At 69.4% G+C, this 16,183-nt stretch carries 17 protein-coding genes; 6 read left to right on the forward strand and 11 right to left on the reverse strand.

The annotated features are described in order from the left end of the window. Positions 1–100 precede the first annotated feature (100 nt). The 7 genes from CVV72_RS23830 to CVV72_RS23860 are packed head-to-tail and all read right to left on the reverse strand — an operon-like array spanning position 101 to position 3,714. Positions 101–673, reverse strand: a complete 573-nt coding sequence (locus CVV72_RS23830) for a DNA-3-methyladenine glycosylase I (protein WP_219145884.1) — start codon at positions 671–673, stop codon at positions 101–103. Next, positions 666–1,115: an SRPBCC family protein gene (locus tag CVV72_RS23835; RefSeq protein ID WP_219145885.1), complete on the reverse strand. Its 450-nt coding sequence runs from the start codon at positions 1,113–1,115 to the stop codon at positions 666–668. Before CVV72_RS23835 ends, CVV72_RS23830 begins: the two co-directional genes overlap by 8 nt. Continuing rightward, positions 1,112–1,414: a DivIVA domain-containing protein gene (locus CVV72_RS23840; protein ID WP_219145886.1), complete on the reverse strand. Its 303-nt coding sequence runs from the start codon at positions 1,412–1,414 to the stop codon at positions 1,112–1,114. The genes CVV72_RS23835 and CVV72_RS23840 overlap by 4 nt, the downstream gene beginning before the upstream one ends. Continuing rightward, positions 1,411–2,082 (reverse strand): permease prefix domain 1-containing protein, encoded by a 672-nt coding sequence (locus CVV72_RS23845; RefSeq protein WP_219145887.1) that lies wholly within the window; start codon positions 2,080–2,082, stop codon positions 1,411–1,413. The genes CVV72_RS23840 and CVV72_RS23845 overlap by 4 nt, the downstream gene beginning before the upstream one ends. Further along, entirely contained in the window at positions 2,079–2,729 is a 651-nt protein-coding gene (locus CVV72_RS23850) for a permease prefix domain 1-containing protein (protein WP_219145888.1), read from the reverse strand. The genes CVV72_RS23845 and CVV72_RS23850 overlap by 4 nt, the downstream gene beginning before the upstream one ends. Beyond that, entirely contained in the window at positions 2,726–3,391 is a 666-nt protein-coding gene (locus tag CVV72_RS23855; protein WP_219145889.1) for a permease prefix domain 1-containing protein, read from the reverse strand. The genes CVV72_RS23850 and CVV72_RS23855 overlap by 4 nt, the downstream gene beginning before the upstream one ends. Further along, positions 3,388–3,714: a helix-turn-helix transcriptional regulator gene (locus CVV72_RS23860; protein WP_005155407.1), complete on the reverse strand. Its 327-nt coding sequence runs from the start codon at positions 3,712–3,714 to the stop codon at positions 3,388–3,390. Before CVV72_RS23860 ends, CVV72_RS23855 begins: the two co-directional genes overlap by 4 nt. A 140-nt stretch (positions 3,715–3,854) precedes the next feature. Here CVV72_RS23860 and CVV72_RS23865 point away from each other — a divergent pair, with 140 nt between their 5' ends. Genes CVV72_RS23865 through cydC form a run of 4 tightly spaced genes read left to right on the forward strand, consistent with a single transcriptional unit; the run spans position 3,855 to position 9,148 of the window. Continuing rightward, positions 3,855–5,033, forward strand: coding sequence for a cytochrome ubiquinol oxidase subunit I (locus tag CVV72_RS23865; RefSeq protein ID WP_219145890.1), 1,179 nt, complete (start codon positions 3,855–3,857; stop codon positions 5,031–5,033). 3 nt (positions 5,034–5,036) lie between these two features. Next, a complete protein-coding gene (locus CVV72_RS23870; RefSeq protein WP_219145891.1) occupies positions 5,037–6,029 on the forward strand; it encodes a cytochrome d ubiquinol oxidase subunit II in 993 nt (330 codons plus the stop codon). Positions 6,030–6,038: 9 nt separating this feature from the next. Beyond that, the gene (gene cydD / locus CVV72_RS23875) at positions 6,039–7,595 is read left to right on the forward strand and encodes a thiol reductant ABC exporter subunit CydD (protein WP_219145892.1); all 1,557 of its coding nucleotides are present in this window, start codon (positions 6,039–6,041) and stop codon (positions 7,593–7,595) included. Continuing rightward, positions 7,592–9,148 carry a thiol reductant ABC exporter subunit CydC gene (cydC, locus tag CVV72_RS23880; protein WP_219145893.1) on the forward strand — a complete coding sequence of 519 codons (1,557 nt, stop codon included), beginning with the start codon at positions 7,592–7,594 and terminating at the stop codon, positions 9,146–9,148. The genes cydD and cydC overlap by 4 nt, the downstream gene beginning before the upstream one ends. A 57-nt stretch (positions 9,149–9,205) precedes the next feature. Here the strand turns inward: cydC and CVV72_RS23885 are convergent, their stop codons facing one another. Continuing rightward, a complete protein-coding gene (locus CVV72_RS23885; protein WP_219145894.1) occupies positions 9,206–10,105 on the reverse strand; it encodes a glucosyl-3-phosphoglycerate synthase in 900 nt (299 codons plus the stop codon). Between the two features lie 51 nt (positions 10,106–10,156). On the opposite strand from CVV72_RS23885, the gene CVV72_RS23890 reads away from it, so the two are divergent. Further along, on the forward strand, positions 10,157–10,831 hold the full coding sequence (locus CVV72_RS23890) for a 1-acyl-sn-glycerol-3-phosphate acyltransferase (RefSeq protein ID WP_126736376.1): 675 nt from the start codon (positions 10,157–10,159) through the stop codon (positions 10,829–10,831). 400 nt (positions 10,832–11,231) lie between these two features. Here the strand turns inward: CVV72_RS23890 and CVV72_RS23895 are convergent, their stop codons facing one another. The 3 genes from CVV72_RS23895 to CVV72_RS23905 all read right to left on the reverse strand — a co-directional run bounded on the left by CVV72_RS23895 (position 11,232) and on the right by CVV72_RS23905 (position 14,567). After that, on the reverse strand, positions 11,232–11,825 hold the full coding sequence (locus CVV72_RS23895) for a TIGR00730 family Rossman fold protein (protein WP_219145895.1): 594 nt from the start codon (positions 11,823–11,825) through the stop codon (positions 11,232–11,234). Further along, on the reverse strand, positions 11,807–12,592 hold the full coding sequence (locus tag CVV72_RS23900) for a TIGR00730 family Rossman fold protein (protein WP_034324028.1): 786 nt from the start codon (positions 12,590–12,592) through the stop codon (positions 11,807–11,809). Before CVV72_RS23900 ends, CVV72_RS23895 begins: the two co-directional genes overlap by 19 nt. Positions 12,593–12,704: 112 nt before the next feature. Then, the gene (locus CVV72_RS23905; protein WP_219154082.1) at positions 12,705–14,567 is read right to left on the reverse strand and encodes a glycoside hydrolase family 9 protein; all 1,863 of its coding nucleotides are present in this window, start codon (positions 14,565–14,567) and stop codon (positions 12,705–12,707) included. Positions 14,568–14,750: 183 nt separating this feature from the next. On the opposite strand from CVV72_RS23905, the gene CVV72_RS23910 reads away from it, so the two are divergent. Then, a complete protein-coding gene (locus CVV72_RS23910) occupies positions 14,751–16,064 on the forward strand; it encodes a helix-turn-helix domain-containing protein (protein ID WP_255632238.1) in 1,314 nt (437 codons plus the stop codon). The last annotated feature ends 119 nt before the right edge of the window (positions 16,065–16,183 follow it).

Consider the following 16,183-nt stretch of genomic DNA (forward strand, 5'->3'; position numbering starts at 1 on the left):
CCAATTCCTCCATCGTCGCGCCCGGCAGCCGCGGAACCACCACTTTCGCCCGGTCAGGCTTAGGTAGGTAAATGCCGGTCCGCTCTAACCCGAGCGCCACTCACGAGCTGGCCCGGAAGCAGTCCTTCACGTGGTCGTCGACCATCCCCGTCGCCTGCATCAGCGCGTAACAGGTCGTCGGCCCGAGGAACACGAAGCCGCGCTTCTTGAGTTCCTTCGCCATCGCCTTCGACTCGTCGGTGATCGCCGGAACGTCGGCCATCCGCCGCGGCCGGGTGTGCGAGGAGGGCGCGAACGACCACAGGAGGTCGTCCAGCGAACCGTCGAGTTCCTCGATCGCCCGCGCGTTGTTGATCGCCGCCAGGATCTTCGCCCGGTTCCGCACGATCGACGCGTCTTCCATGAGACGGGCGACGTCGTCGTCGGTGAAGGCCGCGACCTTCTTCGGCTTGAACTTCTCGAACGCCTTCCGGAACGACTCGCGTTTCCGCAGGATCGTGATCCACGAAAGCCCGGACTGGAACGACTCCAGGCACAGGCGTTCGTACAGTTCTTCGTCGCCGTGGAGCGGGACGCCCCATTCGGTGTCGTGGTACTCGACGTAGTCCGGGGCCGAGTTGCCCCACGAACACCGTTTGATCCCGTCCGCGCCCAGCAGACCCGCCTCAGCCAACCCGGTACCCCTCCGCGTACTTCACGAATCTCTGCAGGCACAGCCGCAGCCCCAGTTCGAAACCCGGCTTGGCGACCGGCCAGCCGAGCCGTCCGACGACACCGAACGGCGGCCGCAGATGCTCCGCCCAGACGAACGTCGACGAATGCGGCCCCTTCTCGATCACCTGGAACACCCCGGTGCCCTGCACGATCTTGCCGGTATGCCGCACGACACAGCGCAGCGGCGGCTCCCAGGCGGTGATCTCCATGGTGTCGGTGAACCCGATCCCCGCGACGCCGGTGAACGCCGACAGCTTCGAGCCCACGCTGCGCCCGTTGCCCTCGACGACCTTGACCTCGGTGCCGAGCATCCATTCGCCCTGGCGTTCCCAATCGGTCAGGGCGAGCCAAGCCGTCCCGGCCGGTACCGCGACGTCGACGGAGACGACGACATCGGTCACCTGGCGGCCTCGCGCTCGGCCTCCAGTTCGGCCACCTTGGCGCGCAGCTCGTCGATCTCGACACCGAGCCGCCGCATCACCCAGTCCACTTCGGACATCTTGTAACCGCGCAGCACCATCTGGTAGCGGACGGCGTGGACGTCTTCGGCGGTGATGTCCTCGGCGGGCAGCCTGGTCGGCGAGCTGCCGGGCGGCAGCGGGGCCAGTTCCTCACCCCGGCCGAACACCACGGCGGCCAGCAAGAACACCACCGCGGCCACCAGCAGCATGACTACGAGATAGATCAGGGCGGTCGTCACGCGACGATCGTGGCACACGAACGCCACGATCGTCGCGCCAGCAACGCGAGTCGCACGCTGACCACGACCCAGAGCACCATGAGGATCCCGCACGGCACGGACAGGAACAATCGCGACGCGTCGATGAACCCGGTGGCGGTCACCAGCAGCGCCACCGAAAGCAGGTTCAGCCCGACGGCCTCGCCGATCAGCACGCCGGCGGTCTTGACCAGCCGCGCACCGTCCATGCGCCGGGACAGCCAGCGCATGGAGACGAGGGCGATCACCCCCAGCACCGGGACGATGAAGACCGAACCGTGGGTGAACTGGGCGATGTACTTGTACCAACCCGGCGTCGGCGCGAGCTGCGACCAGTCGCCGAAGGTCCATTTGCGGGCGAGCTCCCAGGCCAGCTGCATCAGCGGCACGCCGAGGATCAGTTTCCAGAGGGTGCGGGTGCCGCTGTGCATGCCCAGTTCGGCCTGGTAGTCCCGGGCGATCAGGTGCACCGGCCCGAAATCGGCGACGGCGCGTCGCTGCGCCTCGTGCTCGCTCCAGCCGCCGTCGCGGTAGGCGTCCGCGGCGTCGTTGAGCCCATCGCGCGCTTCGCGTAGCAGATCCCGCTTTGCCGACGCGGGGCCGTCCAGCCGCGTGCGCAGCTCCCCCAGATAGGCCTCGATCACCGTCATACCGTGGTTCTCCAACTCCGCGCGGCGACCGCCAGCCGCATGCTGAACAGGATCCAGATTCCGGACAGGACCGCGCACGGCACGCTGACGAGCATGCGGGCGGGCTCCATCAGTCCGGTCGCGCCGCCGTACGTCGCGACCGCGACCAGGTTCAACCCCACGGCCGCGGCCAGCGTCCACGAGACCGCGCGCGCGACCGGCGGACCGGCCGTCCGCCGCGAGAGCAGCCGTGCCGCGAGCAGCCCGGCGATCGCGACGGCCGGGGACAACGCCGCCAGCGTGTCGGCCACGCCGATCGCGCGGTGGTACCAGGACGGCGTGGCGCCGAGCCGCGACCAGTCGGCGAAGGCCCGCGCCAGATCCCAGGCGAGGATCAGGAGCGGGACACCGGCGATCAGCTCCCACAGCACGCGGATGTCGCGCCGCAGCCCCAGTTCCGCCTGGTAGTCCCGGGCGATCAGGTCGGCAGGGCCGAAGTCGGCGACGGCACGGCGTTCGGCTTCCGCCTCGTCCATTCCGCCCGCGCGGTAGGCGTCGGCCGCGTCGACCAGACCGTCCCTCGCTTCGGTGAGCAGATCGGCTTTCGCCGCCGACGGCCCGCGCAGCCTGCCGTCCAGTGCGCCGATGTAGGCCTCGATCGCGTTCATGCGGCGAGCGCGGGCCGGGACCGGAAAGCCGGTGCGAGCAGCCAGAAGCTGAAGGCGACCCAGCCGAGCGCCACCAGGTTGCACACGAGGCTCACGTTCATCCTCGACGGATCGAGGACCGTGGTGCTCACGGTGAGCAGCAGCAGCGCCAGCAGGTTCGTGCTCGCCGCGGCACCCACCGTCCACCGCGTCACTCTCCCCAGGCTCACGCTGTCGAGCCTGCGCCCCAGCAGCCGGGCCCCGAACAGGGAAACCGCTCCGATCACGGCCGGAACGAGGACCAGGACGCCGAAGAGTTCGATGACGGCCGTGAACCACTCCGGGTTCGGCTTGCCCGAGCGGCTCCAGTCGCCATAGGTCCAGATCCGCCCCAGCTCCCAGGTCACCTGGATCAGCGGCACACCGACGATGACCTTCCACAACGTGCCGATGTCCCCGCGCAACGCCAGCTCGGCCTGATAGTCGCGCGCGATCACGGCGGCCGGGCCGAAGTCGGCGACGGCCCGGCGTTCCGCTTCCGCCTCGCCGACCCCACCCTCGCGATACGCCTCGGCCGCGTCGACCAGGCCGTCCCTCGCCTCGGTGAGCAGATCGGTCTTCGCCCTCGCCGGCCCGTGCAACCGCCTGCCCAGGTCACCGATGTAGCCGTCGATCGCGCTCATGCCGTGCTCCCCCCGAGGACACCACCGATCACGGTGGTGAACTCCTGCCACTCCGCCCGTTCCGCGGCCAATGCCTTCTGCCCGGAGCGGGTGAGCTTGTACGTACGACGTTTGCGGCCGGACACGACGTCCCATTCGCTGGCGAGGAATCCGGCGCGCTCCAAACGGCGAAGCGCCGGGTAGACGGTGCCCGTCGGCAGGTCGAGCGCACCGTCACTGCGGAGCTGGAGCGCCTCGATGATGGCGTACCCGTGCAGCTTCCGGCCGTCGAGGACGGCGAGGAGCAGCGCGTCGAGGTGCCCGCGCAGACTGTCGGCCTTCATAGATAGACAGTCTACACATCGCCGCCTACCAGGGTAGCCGGGACTTTCCCGGACCGGCCTCAGGGAAAGTCCCCGAGATCACCCCGATTTCATAGATTTAGTGGCTACATGTAGCCAGCCTACGTATACAGTGCTTCGACATGGACGCACTCCCGATCGCGAGACTCCAGTTCGCGACGACGACCTCGTTCCACTTCCTGTTCGTGCTGCTCACACTGGGGCTCGTGACACTCGTCGCGGTGATGCAGACACGCTCCGCGTTCGGCGACAAGCCGGAACTCACGCGGATGACTCGTTTCTGGGGCAAGCTTTACGTGATCAATTACGCGCTGGGAATCGTCACCGGAATCGTGATGGAATTCCAGTTCGGGCTCACCTGGACCGGCCTGTCCGCGGTCGCGGGCGACGTCTTCGGCGCACCGCTGGCCATCGAGACACTGGTGGCCTTCTTCGCCGAATCGACCTTCCTCGGCCTGTGGATCTTCGGCTGGGGGCGGCTGAACAAATGGGTCCACCTGACGCTGATCTGGCTGGTCACGCTGACCGCCTACGCCTCGGCGCTGTTCATCATGGTGGCCAACTCGTTCCTGCAGAACCCGGTCGGCACGCACGCCGAGAACGGCGTGCTGAAACTCGACGACTTCGGCGCCCTGTTCACCAACCCGGCGCTGACGAGCTCGCTGCCGCACGTGCTGAGCGCGGCGCTCATGACCGGCGGCTTCTTCGTGGTCGGCGTCAGCGCGTACCACTTCATCAAGCGCACCAAGGAGATCGAGTTCTTCCAGCGCTCGATGCGGATCGGCGTGCTCGCCTCGCTGGTCGGCAGCACACTGGTGATCGGTTTCGGTTTCGGCCAGTTCGGTCCGCTGGGCGAGTACCACCCCGACAAGCTCAAGTCGCCCGATCCGCTGGTCGGCGCGTCGCTGGGCTTCATGATCCAGATCGGGTTCATCGCCTTCCTCGCCTCGATCCTCGGCACGCTGCTGCTGTTCCGGAACTGGATCACCAAGGTGCGGCCGCTGCTGTACGTGATGGTGCTGGCCATCCCGCTGCCGTTCGTCGCGGCGATCCTCGGCTGGCTGGTGCGGGAGATCGGCCGTCAACCGTGGCTGATCCGCGGGCAACTGACCACCGCCGACGCCGTCGCGGCGATCCCGGCGGGGCAGATCCTGTTCTCCTTCATCGCTTTCACCCTGTTGTTCCTGGTGCTCGCGATCGCCGACTGGGTGCTGATGTCACGGGTCGCGAAACGCGGCCCGGACGCGAGCGAAGAGACGGCCGCGCCCCGTGCCGAACTTCCCGTCCTGAGCGGAGTCTGACCGATGGTGATCCTCTGGTGGTGCGTGCTCGGTTTCCTGACCGCAGGCTATTTCGCGCTGGCGGGCTACGACTACGGCGTCGGCATGCTGCTCGGCAGGCTGGGCCGTGACGAGGTGGGGCGGCGGCGCGTGCTCGGCGCCTTCGGCCCGTTCTTCCTGGCCAACGAGGTGTGGCTGGTGGCCGCGGTCGGTGTCCTGTTCGGCGCCTTCCCGCATCTGGAAGGAAAAGTGTTCGCCGGGGCGTACATCCCGGTGGTGACCCTGCTGCTCGGGCTGGTCACCTTCACAGCGGCGGTGCAGCTGCGCAGCAGGCGGCCGGACGCGGGCCGCGGTGCCTGGACGCTGGCGATCACCGCCGGAGCCTGGGTGACGGCGGTGTCGTGGGGTGTGTTCCTCGGCAATCTCGTCCTCGGGCTCCCGCTCGACGCGGCGGGGAAACCGACCGGCGACGTCCTCGCGGTGTTCAGTCCGTACGCGCTGCTCTGGGGTGCGGGGTTCGTCGCGCTGTTCGCCTTGCAGGGTGCGGCTTTCCTCGCTGTGCGGGCACCCGCCGAGCTCACTGCCCGCGCCAACCGGATCGCCAAGGCACTGCTCGCGCCGTCGCTGGCGTTCCTGGTCGTGGCGGTCGGCTGGGGTGCCGTCGAGACCACCGCGTCGTGGTCCGTGCTGCCCGCGATCGTGCTGGCGTTCGGCGCGCTGGGCGTCGCGGCGGCGGCCTTGCGCTCCGGACGGCACAAGGCGGCGCTGGTCGCCACGATGGTGCTGTCGGCGTCGCCGGTGCTGGCCGTCGGGACGGCGCGCCTGCCCGACGCGTTGGTGTCCTCTGTGGACGGAGGATTCTCACTGAGCTTGACGGAAGCGGCGACCAGTACCGAGATGCTCGGCCTGCTCACCCTCCTTCTGCCGCCCGCGCTGGTGGCGATCGCCGCCGTGCAATGGGTGACCTGGCGCAGGCACGACAGCCGAGTCGACCAGCGTTCGCTGCTGCACTTCTAGGAGCCTGACATGCCTCCCCTTCCCGGACTGAGACGCCATTTCGGCGTCCTGGCCGTCCTCGGGACACTGACCGCCGCGGCGATCCTCGTCCAGGCCGACGGTCTCGCGACGCTGCTCACCGGCGGCGGCGTGACCTGGACGCTCGTGGCCGCCATCGCGGTGCGGGCGTTGCTCGCCGGCGTCCAGGGCTCCGTCGGCGGCCGGTTCGCGGCGACGGTGAAGGCCGGTCTGCGCAAACGGCTTCTCGGGGCGGAAGCCGAGAAGCCCGGCGAGGTCGCGACCCTGGTGACCAAGGGCATCGACGCGAGCGACGCCTACCTGACCGGATATCTGCCGACGGTGGTGCTTTCGGCGATCGTGCCGGTCGCGGTGCTCGTCCGGCTGTTCGCCGCGGATCTGTCGTCGGCGTTGATCATCCTCGCGACGCTGCCGCTGATCCCGGTGTTCGCGATCCTGGTCGGGCAGCACACGAAGGCGAAGACCGCCAAACAGTGGTCGCTGCTTTCCCGGCTGGGTGGGCATTTCCTCGACGTCGTGCGCGGGCTCGGCACGCTCAAGGTGTTCGGCCGCGCGGAGGCGCAGGCGAAGACGGTGCGGGCGATGGCGGACGCGCACACCGACGCGACGATGCGCACGCTGCGGGTCGCGTTCCTGTCCGCGCTGGTACTGGAACTGGTGGCGACGCTTTCGGTGGCACTGGTCGCGGTGCCGATCGGCTTCCGGCTGCTCGAAGGCGGCATGGTCGTGCACACGGCGGTGCTGGTCCTGCTGCTCGCCCCGGAGGCGTACCTGCCGCTGCGGGCCGCTGGGGCGAAGTTCCATGCCAGCGCGGAAGGGCTCGCCACGCTCCGTGAGGCGCTGGCCGTGCGCTCGGAGGACGTCGTCCGGGGTTCACGGGTGGCCCGCCGCGGTGCGCCGCGGATCGTGCTGGAGAAAGTGAGCGTCGCATACGGCGACGAGACCGTACTGTCCGAAGTGGACATTACCATCGAAGCGGGCGAGCACGTCGCGCTCGTCGGGCCCAGTGGTTCGGGGAAGAGCACGTTGCTGGCGGTCCTGCTGGGCTTCGTGACGCCGACGTCCGGCCGGGTCCTGGTCGACGGCGTCGATCTGCGTGAACTGGATCCGGCCGGGTGGCGGGAGGGGACGGCGTGGGTGCCGCAACGGCCGACGTTGTTCACCGGGACCGTCGAGGAGAACATCGCGATGGGCCAGGTGCCGGACGTCCAGGCGGCGCGCGCGGCGGCGTTCGACGAGGTCGTGCGCGGGTTGCCCGACGGCTACCGGACGAGGATCGGCGAGCTGGGCGCGCCGCTTTCGGCCGGTCAGCGGCAACGGCTCGGCCTCGCCAGGGCGCTGGCCCGTACCGAAGCGGGCCTGGCGCTGCTCGACGAGCCGACCGCCCGGCTCGACGCGGCAACCGAAGCGGCCGTGCTCGGCGCGACCCGCGAGCTGCTCACCGGCCGGACCGCGGTACTCGTGGCCCACCGGCCCGCGATGGCCACGCTGGCCACCCGCGTCCTCGAAGTCCACGATGGCGCCGTACGAGAACGGGAACTGGTGTGAACGTCTGGGGAGTGTCCACAAGGGACGTCCTGCGGCTGGTCCGGGCCGGGCTGATCGGGGCCGGGGCGGAGATCGCCGGGCTGGCGTTGATGGCCACCGCGGCGTGGCTGCTGCTGAAGGCGGCCGAGCAGCCGCCACTGGCCTCGCTCACCGTGGCGATCGTCGCTGTCCGGACGTTGGCCCTGGCGCGTGGCGGGCTGCGTTACGCGGAACGGCTCGCCGGGCACGAAGTCGTCCTGCGGTATCTCGGCGCCTTGCGGACCCGCGTGTACACGTCGCTGTTGCCGCACCGGGTCTCGCGGCATTCCGGCGGCGATCTCGTCACGCGGCTGGTGTCCGATGTGGACGCGGTGCAGGACGCGATCCTGCGCTGCCTGCTGCCTGCCGGTGTCGCCGCCTTCGTCGGCACGGTGTCGACGACGGTCGCGCTGATCGTCAGCCCGGCCGCGGGGCTCGTGCTGGCACTCGGACTCGCCGTCGCCGGAGTCGGGTTGCCGTGGTTGTGCGTGCGGATCACTCGCGCGGCGGCGGAGAAGAGCGCTCCGGCCCGCGCGGACCTCGCCGAACGGTCGGTCGAGCTGATCACCGGACGGCGGGAGCTGATCGCCTACGGCGTTCACGAGTCCACTGTGGACGCCGCGCACACCGCTGTCGAAGCCCTCGCGTCGCGGGATCGGGCGACGGCGAACCGCACGAGCCTGCTGACCGCGGCCGGGATCCTCGTCCAGCTGCTGACCTGCGTCGCGATCGCGCTGACCGCCGGAGTTTCGCCGCCGCTGACGGCGGCGCTGGCCCTGGGCGCGCTGGCCGTCTTCGAGCTGGTCCTCCCCCTGACCGCGGCCGCTCAGCGCTGGGTCGAGGTCCGCGCATCGGCCGAGCGGGTGCGCGCGCTGCTGACGGAACCACCGCCCGCGCGCGGCACCGTGGCGCCCGAGCCGGGGCATCTGCGGCTCGAAGGGGTCGGCGTTCGGTTCGCGGGCAGGGCTCCGGCGCTGGACGGCGTCGACCTCGACTTGCCGCCGGGCAAGCGCGTCGGGATCGTGGGACCGAGCGGGGCCGGGAAGACGACGGTGCTGAACGTGCTGCTGGGTTCCGTGGCGCCGACGTCCGGGCGCGCTCTGCTGAACGGGAAACCGCTGGAGACCTACGATCCGACGCTGCTGCCGTCGGTGATTTCGGGCGCGCTCGCGGACGCGCACGTCTTCCACACGACGGTCCGGGAGAACCTGCTGCTCGCGAAACCCGGCTCTTCGGACGCGGAGCTGCTCGCCGCCTGCGCCACGGCCGGTTTCGACCTGCCGCTGGATCGCGAGGTCGGCTCCGACGGCGACACGCTGTCCGGCGGGCAGCGCCAGCGGCTCGTGCTCGCGCGGGCGGTCCTGGCCGCTCCGCCGATCCTCGTACTGGACGAGCCCGTCGAAGGGCTGGATCCGGAACACGGCGACGCCGTCCTGGCCGATGTGCTCGCGGCCGCGCGCGGCACCGTCGTCCTGGTCACGCATCGTGAGTCGCAGGTGGCCGGGTTCGACGAGGTCCTGCGGCTGGGTTCCTGAAGTACGTGAAGGCCCCCTTCGTTGCGTCTAGCGCAGTGAAGGGGACCTTCACGTACTTCACGAGAGGCGCCGCACGTCCCGCATCGGCGGCCGGTCACTCACCGACACCTCGGCGACCTCCGGCAGCCATTCGTCACCTACTTGCGCGAACTGGGTGAGCTGGGCCGGGTCGTCGGACTTGATGCCGCAGCGCGCTAGCGCCGTTCCGAGGATCTGGCGCGCCATCACCCCCAGCTGAAGCAACGAACGGTTGCGATGCTTGCGTACGCCGAGGTTGACCTGCGCGAGCCCTTCAAGGCCGTAGCGCGCTTCGGCGTCGAGGATGAGCCCGATCTCGACGCCGTATCCGGCCGCGAAGGGCACGGACTCGAGAAACTCGCGCGTCGCGGCGTACTCGCCTCCAAGGGGCTGGATGAGCCCCGAGAGCGAAGGGCGCAGCGCCGAGAGGACCGGTCGCGCCAGCAACTCGGTGACCCGGCCGCCGCCGCTGCTCTCCAGCCGCAGCGGCCGCCGGTAGAACCCCTTGACCAGGTGGACGCCCTCTTCGCAGAGCAGGGGGCCGAGCAGGGTCGGGACGAACGCCGGATCCGGGTCGACGAGGTCGGAGTCGAGGAACACGACGACGTCACCGGTCGTCGCGGCCAGCGACCGCCACAGCACCTCGCCCTTGCCCGGCACCGGCGGGAGGTCGGGGAGCACGTCCTCGCGGTGCACCACGCGCGCGCCGGCGCGGGCCGCGAGCTCGGCGGTGGCGTCGGTGGACCCGGAGTCCATCACGACCAGCTCGTCGACGACCGTGCCCAGCAACGGGCGGACCGTCCCGACGACCTCGGCGACGGTGTCCTCTTCGTCGAGCGCCGGTAGCACGACCGAAACCGTCCGGTCACCCTTCGCAGCGACGATGTCATCGACCGTCCAGCCGGGGTTCTGCCACGTACGCCGCTCGAACCAACTCATGAGTAGTGATCGTGCCATGCTGGAGTCCGACACCCTGTCGATGGAGGAACCTTGCTACCGCTACTCGTCCGATTCGTGCTGGGCCCGCTGGTCAGGGCGCTGTACCGCCCCGAGATCCGCGGCGTGGAGAACATTCCCGCCACCGGACCGGTGCTGCTGGCACCCAACCATCGGGCGGCCCTGGACACCGGCGTGATCACTTTCACGGCGATGCGGCAGGTCAAGTTCCTCGGCAAGGCGGAGTACTTCACCGGCCGCGGGCTCAAGGGCAAACTGATGGCCGGTTTCCTGGGCGGCCTCGGCTACGTCCCGGTCGAACGCGGCAACGCGCAGGCCGGCCTCGCCGCGCTGGAAGCGGCGCGGAAGGTGCTCGACGCGGGCGGCGCCTTCGCGATCTACCCCGAGGGCACCCGCTCGCTGGACGGGCGGCTGCACCGCGGCCACACCGGTGTCGCGGCCCTGGCACTGGCGACCGGTGCGAAGGTCGTGCCCGTCGCGCTTTCCGGGACCGAAAACCTGCAGCCCGCCGGGAAGCGGATCCCGCGGCGGGCGAAGATCACCGTCACCTACGGTGCGCCGCTGGACTTCTCGCGGTACGAGGGGCAGGACTCGTCGCCGGCGATCCGGCGCTCGGTGACCGACGAGATCATGTACGCGATCCTGGAGCTTTCGGGACAGGAATACGTCGACTCGTACCACAAACGGCCTGATCAGAGCGCTGCCTGACGCCTGCGCGGGACTGAAGTGGTAGCAAAGGTCCCTTGCTCCCTTTCCGAGCTGCCGAGGATGTCGCGAAAGCCACTTTCGAGACATCAGACGTCGCGAAAGTGGCTTTCGCGACATCCGAGAGACCCCGGCGGTAGCAAAGGTCCCTTGCTCCCCCGCGGCGCCTTGGCCCGCTAAACGGACATTCGGGCCTCTCGGCGCGGCGAGCGAGCTTCGGCGGAGTGTCCGTGAAGGGCCCCTTCACGAACCCTAGGTCCCTCAAGGAGGCCTTCACGGCGACCGCCCAATCTCACGAGGTCCGGCACTCGGTCCTGATGTCCCCAATGTGCCATTCGGGACGCTCAGCGTCTCCAATGCCACATTGGAGACACCGAAAGCCCGCCGCGCCCCTGCCACAGCCCTACTTAGCCCACTTAGGCCGCGGCGGAGGCACGTAGTCCGCGAAGGCGTCCAGAAGCACCGAAGCGTCCGAGTCGATCGAGAGCATGTCCCGGTAACCAGCCGACAGGAAGCCCTCGGAGACCATGTGGTCGGCGAACTTCAGCAGCGGCGCGTAGTACCCGCCGACGTCGACGAGCCCGATCGGCTTCTCGTGCAGCCCGAGCTGCGCCCACGTCCACACCTCGAACAGCTCCTCCAGCGTCCCGGCCCCACCGGGCAGCGCGAGGAAGCCGTCGGACAGCGCGGCCATCTTCGCCTTCCGCTGGTGCATGTCGGCGACGACGTGCAGTTCGGTCAGGCCGGCGTGCGCGATCTCGACACTGCCCAGTGCCTCGGGGATCACGCCGATCACCTCGCCGCCCGCGGCCAGCGCGGCGTCCGCGACGACGCCCATGGTCCCGACCGAGGCCCCGCCGTAGACCAGCCCGATGCCCCGCGACGCCAGCAACGCCCCCAGGGCGCGAGCTTCGTCCGCATACCTCGGGTCGAAGCCCATCGAAGAGCCGCAGAAGACGCAGATCCGGCGCGGCGCCATCAGTGGGTGTCCTCCCATGCCTTGTACGAGTCCTGCACGACACGGACGGCGTCCTCGATGTCATCGGTGACGTGCAGCAGTTCGAGATCCTTCTGGCCGATCTTGCCCTCGGCGAGCAGCGAACTGGCGATCCAGTCGTACAGGCCGCCCCAGTACTTGCTGCCGAACAGCACGACCGGGAACTTCGTGACCTTCTTCGTCTGCACCAGGGTGAGCGCCTCGAACAGCTCGTCGAGCGTGCCGAAGCCGCCGGGCAGGCAGATGAACGCCTGCGAGTACTTGATGAACATGGTCTTGCGCGCGAAGAAGTACCGGAAGTTGACGCCCAGGTCGACCCACGGGTTCAGGCCCTGCTCGAACGGCAGCTCGATGCCGAGGCCGACCGAGAACCCGCCCGCCTCGTTGGCGCCGCGGTTCACCGCTTCCATCGCGCCGGGGCCGCCGCCGGTCATCACCGCGAAGCCCGCGTTCGCGAGCGCGCCGCCGATCTTGCGGCCGAGTTCGTACTCCGGGTGGTCCCGCTTGGTCCGCGCCGAACCGAACACCGTCACCGCGCGCGGCACCTCGGCCAGCGCGCCGAAGCCCTCGACGAACTCCGCCTGGATCCGCAGCACCCGCCACGGGTCGGTGTGCACCCAGTCGCTCGGCCCCCGCGAGTCCAGCAGGCGCTGGTCGGTGGTGCTGCCCTGGTCACGGCGATCCCGCCGCAGCACGACCGGGCCCTTGTGGCGCTCGATCGGACGTTCCGGGTACTGGCCGTCGGGGAACTCGCTTGTCTCACTCACCCCGCCAAGCCTACGACGTCGTCACCGTCCGGAGCGGCTGCATCGCCGCGAACAGGAGTTGTCGGATACGCGAACGCGGGGCCCGCCGGGAAGCGGGCCCCGCGAACACGGGTCAGGAACGTCCGGTCAGCGCGAACGCGAGCATGGCCGTCGAGGTGAAGTCGATGGCGGGCTCGTTGCTCGGCCACGACGCGAGGTCGTCGGCGTAGCGGGACTCGGGGGTGTCGAAGGCTTCGAAGGGCTTCCTGCAGTCCTTCGATCCGGGCGGGAGCTCCATGTGCTCGAAGTTCTCCGCCCCGTTGGGGCCGTTCACGACGGCGCCGTAGAGCAGTTTCTCCTCGCCGGCGAGGTTCGCCGCCTGGTGGTGCGGGCACCGCGGGTACGTGGAGCCGACGCCGACGACCAGCGAGATGCCCCAGGCGTTCGCGCCGAGGGTGAAGTTCCGCTGCTGCGAACCGAACGCCGCGTACCGGCGGTCACCGGTCAGGTCCGCGTACAGCCGTTCGGTCGCGGCGAACCCGAAGCTCTTGCTGGCCGCGTCGAATTCCTTCACCGAGACGGCGGTCCGGAAAGGACTCTGAGCCGCGCTCGCGACACCTTCGTCGAGCTGACGGCGAAGGTCGCCGATCAGTTCCTTCGGACCGAGCGCGGCACCCGGGACGCCGTGCCGCAGGAGCTTCGCCAGTTCGGCGTGCGCCAGCGCGCTGGTGTCGTACAGGTTGAGCGTGCTCTTCTCTTCGACGTCGATGTAGGCCTTCGCCCAGTGCGCCGCCTGCCGCGTCCAGTCGGCGGACCGCGGGTCCCGCAGGGCCTTGGCCGCCAGGGCCAGCTGAGTCGCGCCGAGTTCCATGTCGTCCCGCCAGGACGATTCCGGGTAGTACGCGTGCGGGAACGCGGTGACCAGCTCGCCGACGTTCTCGGTCTTGGCCTGCGCGAAGACCGACGCGGCCTCGGCAAGGTATTCCCTTGCCAGCGCGGGGTTCCGCTTCGCCTCGACCTGCGCGCCGAGCGCGAACGCGGCGGCGACCCGGCCGGCGAGGTTCGGGCTGAGCCCGGACCCGCCCGGGTTCGCCGGGAAGACCGGCCGGTGCTTCACGAAGTACTTGGGGTCACCGGGTTTCACGTCGAGCGGGTCGTCGTCGTGCGGGTTCCGCCAGACGTCGTGGTCGCCGAGGAAGCCGAACTTGTCGCTGCCCGTCCCGATCCCGACCTGGGCGTAGAGCGTCTTGCTCTTTTCGTCCCACATCTTGTCGAGCCAGTCGAGGCCGAGCTTGACCTCCTTGGCCAGCTCCCGGTCGTAGCCTTCGCGGAGCACGTAACCCAGCTCCGCCAGCGAGTACGCCGTGTTCGACGTGAACTTGACGAAGTCGCCCGCGTCGACCCAGCCGCCCTCGACGTCGATCGGCCCGCCCGCCGGCTTCAGCGGTTCGGTGATCTCGTCGCCGAATTCACCGCCGAACGCGGGCCATTCGTAGACCGTGGCCTGTTTGTCCGCCAGATGCGAGGGTTTGCGGTCGAGACGGCCGGGGATGATGTCGTCACCGTCGCGCTGCGCCTGGAAGAACTCATTGGTGGCGCGGACGAGCGGCGTGAAGAGCCGGTCCTTGGTGTCCACCCGGAACGTCGGCGACGTCGCCTTGGTCTCGCCGGTGACCTCGATCCGGTACTTGCCCGGCAGCCAGACCTTCGACAGGTCGAGCTGGTACACCGCCGGGTACTTCGCGTTCCACGCGCCGAGCGACTGCCCGGTCCGTCCACGATGGACGGTCCGGCCGCGTTCGTCGATCACCGAGAACGCACCCGGCGCGCTGGACAGGAGATAGGCGTGCTTGGTCTCGGTGATGCCGTAGCCGACCTGATCGACCCGTACCTCACCTTGCACCGCCGCCGCGGCCGAAACCGCCGGAACCGTCAAACCCCCGAGGACCAGTGCCGAAACCGCGGCCACCGTCCGGGACCAGGAACTCACCATCATCGGCGCCCCGCTCATGGATTAGTTAAGAAAGTTTCCTTTTTATGGCGCAAGACGCTAGCGCCCGGGACGCCACCAGTCAATATGTCCGTTTCGCCGGTCGGAAGTCACCGGATCCGGCCGTTGTTGGCGGGTATCCGCCCAGCTCAGCCGGATACCCGCCGGGAAATCGTCTACCGTGGATCAGTGCCGTCCAGGGCAGAACCGCTCGGCGCGCGGATCCGGCGGTTGCGCCGGGCACGCGGGCTGACTCAGCGTGAGCTCGCCGAGCCGCGCTACGACCGCGGTTTCCTCGCCAAGGTCGAGTCGGGCCGCCGCGCGCCCTCGGACGACGTGCTCTCCCATCTCGCGCGACGGCTGGGCCTCACCGCGGACGAACTCCGCTTCGACCGGCCACCGGGCGCCGCCGAGGAACTCACCGGCGTGCTCGAGACCGCGTACCGCGAGCTCCAGCAAGGCGGACTCGAAGCCGCCGAGCGCGAGTTCACCCGAGTGGAACGCCGGGCGGCGGAATACCGGCTGCCGGACGTCCAATGCCACGCGCGCTTCTACCTCGGTGAAGTCCAGTGGCAACGCTACGACATCCCGTTGGCGGACAAGGGATTCGCGCACGCCATGGAACTCGCCGACGCCGCGTCTCCCCGGCTGCGCGCGATGATCGTCAACCGCGTCGCCGCCTGCCGCGCGCTTTCGGGCGACCTGGGTGCTTCGGTCGCTCTCGTGGACAACGCGCTCGCCGATCTCCGCGCCACCGGCACGAGTGATCCCGACGCCGAACTGGCGCTGGTGACCGCGTCACTCCACCCGCTGATCGAAATGGGCGCGCTCGGCCGTGCCCGCCGCGCCGCCGAAGAAGGCCGTCGCGTCCTTCCTTCCGCTCACCGTGCGGACATCGCCGCGCGCTATCACCGGCAGGCGGCGCAACTGTGGCAGGAGATCGGCCTGGTCGACCGTGCGGAGAAGGACCTGTCGCGGGCACTGCGCCTGTTCACTTCCCTCGGCTACGACCGCGACGCAGCCCGATGCCGCTGGGCGCGCGGCTTCCTGTGGCGACGGCTGGGCAAACTCGACGAGGCGCACGCCGAACTGCGGCTCGCGCGCGATCTCCTTGCCAAGGCCGGGTCACGGGAGGGGGTACTCGGGGCGACCATCGAACTCGCCGACGTCCGCCGCCGCCAAGGGAAGCTCGACGAGGCCGCCGAACTCGCCGAAGGGATCCGCCCGCTTCTGGATCGATCCCCCGATATCGAGGCCAGGACCGAGGTTCTCCGGCTACTGGGACTCATCGCCCGTGCGCGCGGCGACCTTCCCCAGGCGACCGCACTGCTCGAAGAAGCCGCCACCGCACAGGAAAAGTCCGAACTGCGCGGCGCGCTCGTCGCCACCTCGCTGCATTTGGGCGACACGTTGCGCGCCCGCGGATTAATCGAAAAGGCCGCGGAGGCCTATCGGCGGGGCGTACGCGCGGCCGCTATGTCCGATTTCGGGCCGACCGGCTGAAAACCATACGAAAGTCGCCATATATCGCACATGGCGGGAAAAACTCTTACTACACAGGCATTTCATTCCCTGCATGTCGATCTTCGCCCGCTCCGCTAGGCCATCCGGCCCATTGACGC

It is taken from the genome of Amycolatopsis sp. TNS106 (genome assembly GCF_019330265.1).
In the GTDB taxonomy this organism is placed as follows: domain Bacteria; phylum Actinomycetota; class Actinomycetes; order Mycobacteriales; family Pseudonocardiaceae; genus Amycolatopsis; species Amycolatopsis lurida.

Coding starts and splice junctions, on each gene's coding strand:
- CVV72_RS23905 (WP_219154082.1), bottom strand. CDS start 14,567: ATGATGGTGAGTTCCTGGTCCCGGACGGTGGCCGCGGTTTCGGCACTG.
- CVV72_RS23860 (WP_005155407.1), bottom strand. CDS start 3,714: ATGAAGGCCGACAGTCTGCGCGGGCACCTCGACGCGCTGCTCCTCGCC.
- CVV72_RS23850 (WP_219145888.1), bottom strand. CDS start 2,729: ATGAACGCGATCGAGGCCTACATCGGCGCACTGGACGGCAGGCTGCGC.
- CVV72_RS23855 (WP_219145889.1), bottom strand. CDS start 3,391: ATGAGCGCGATCGACGGCTACATCGGTGACCTGGGCAGGCGGTTGCAC.
- CVV72_RS23895 (WP_219145895.1), bottom strand. CDS start 11,825: ATGGGAGGACACCCACTGATGGCGCCGCGCCGGATCTGCGTCTTCTGC.
- CVV72_RS23870 (WP_219145891.1), top strand. CDS start 5,037: ATGGTGATCCTCTGGTGGTGCGTGCTCGGTTTCCTGACCGCAGGCTAT.
- cydD (WP_219145892.1), top strand. CDS start 6,039: ATGCCTCCCCTTCCCGGACTGAGACGCCATTTCGGCGTCCTGGCCGTC.
- CVV72_RS23885 (WP_219145894.1), bottom strand. CDS start 10,105: ATGAGTTGGTTCGAGCGGCGTACGTGGCAGAACCCCGGCTGGACGGTC.
- CVV72_RS23865 (WP_219145890.1), top strand. CDS start 3,855: ATGGACGCACTCCCGATCGCGAGACTCCAGTTCGCGACGACGACCTCG.
- CVV72_RS23845 (WP_219145887.1), bottom strand. CDS start 2,082: ATGACGGTGATCGAGGCCTATCTGGGGGAGCTGCGCACGCGGCTGGAC.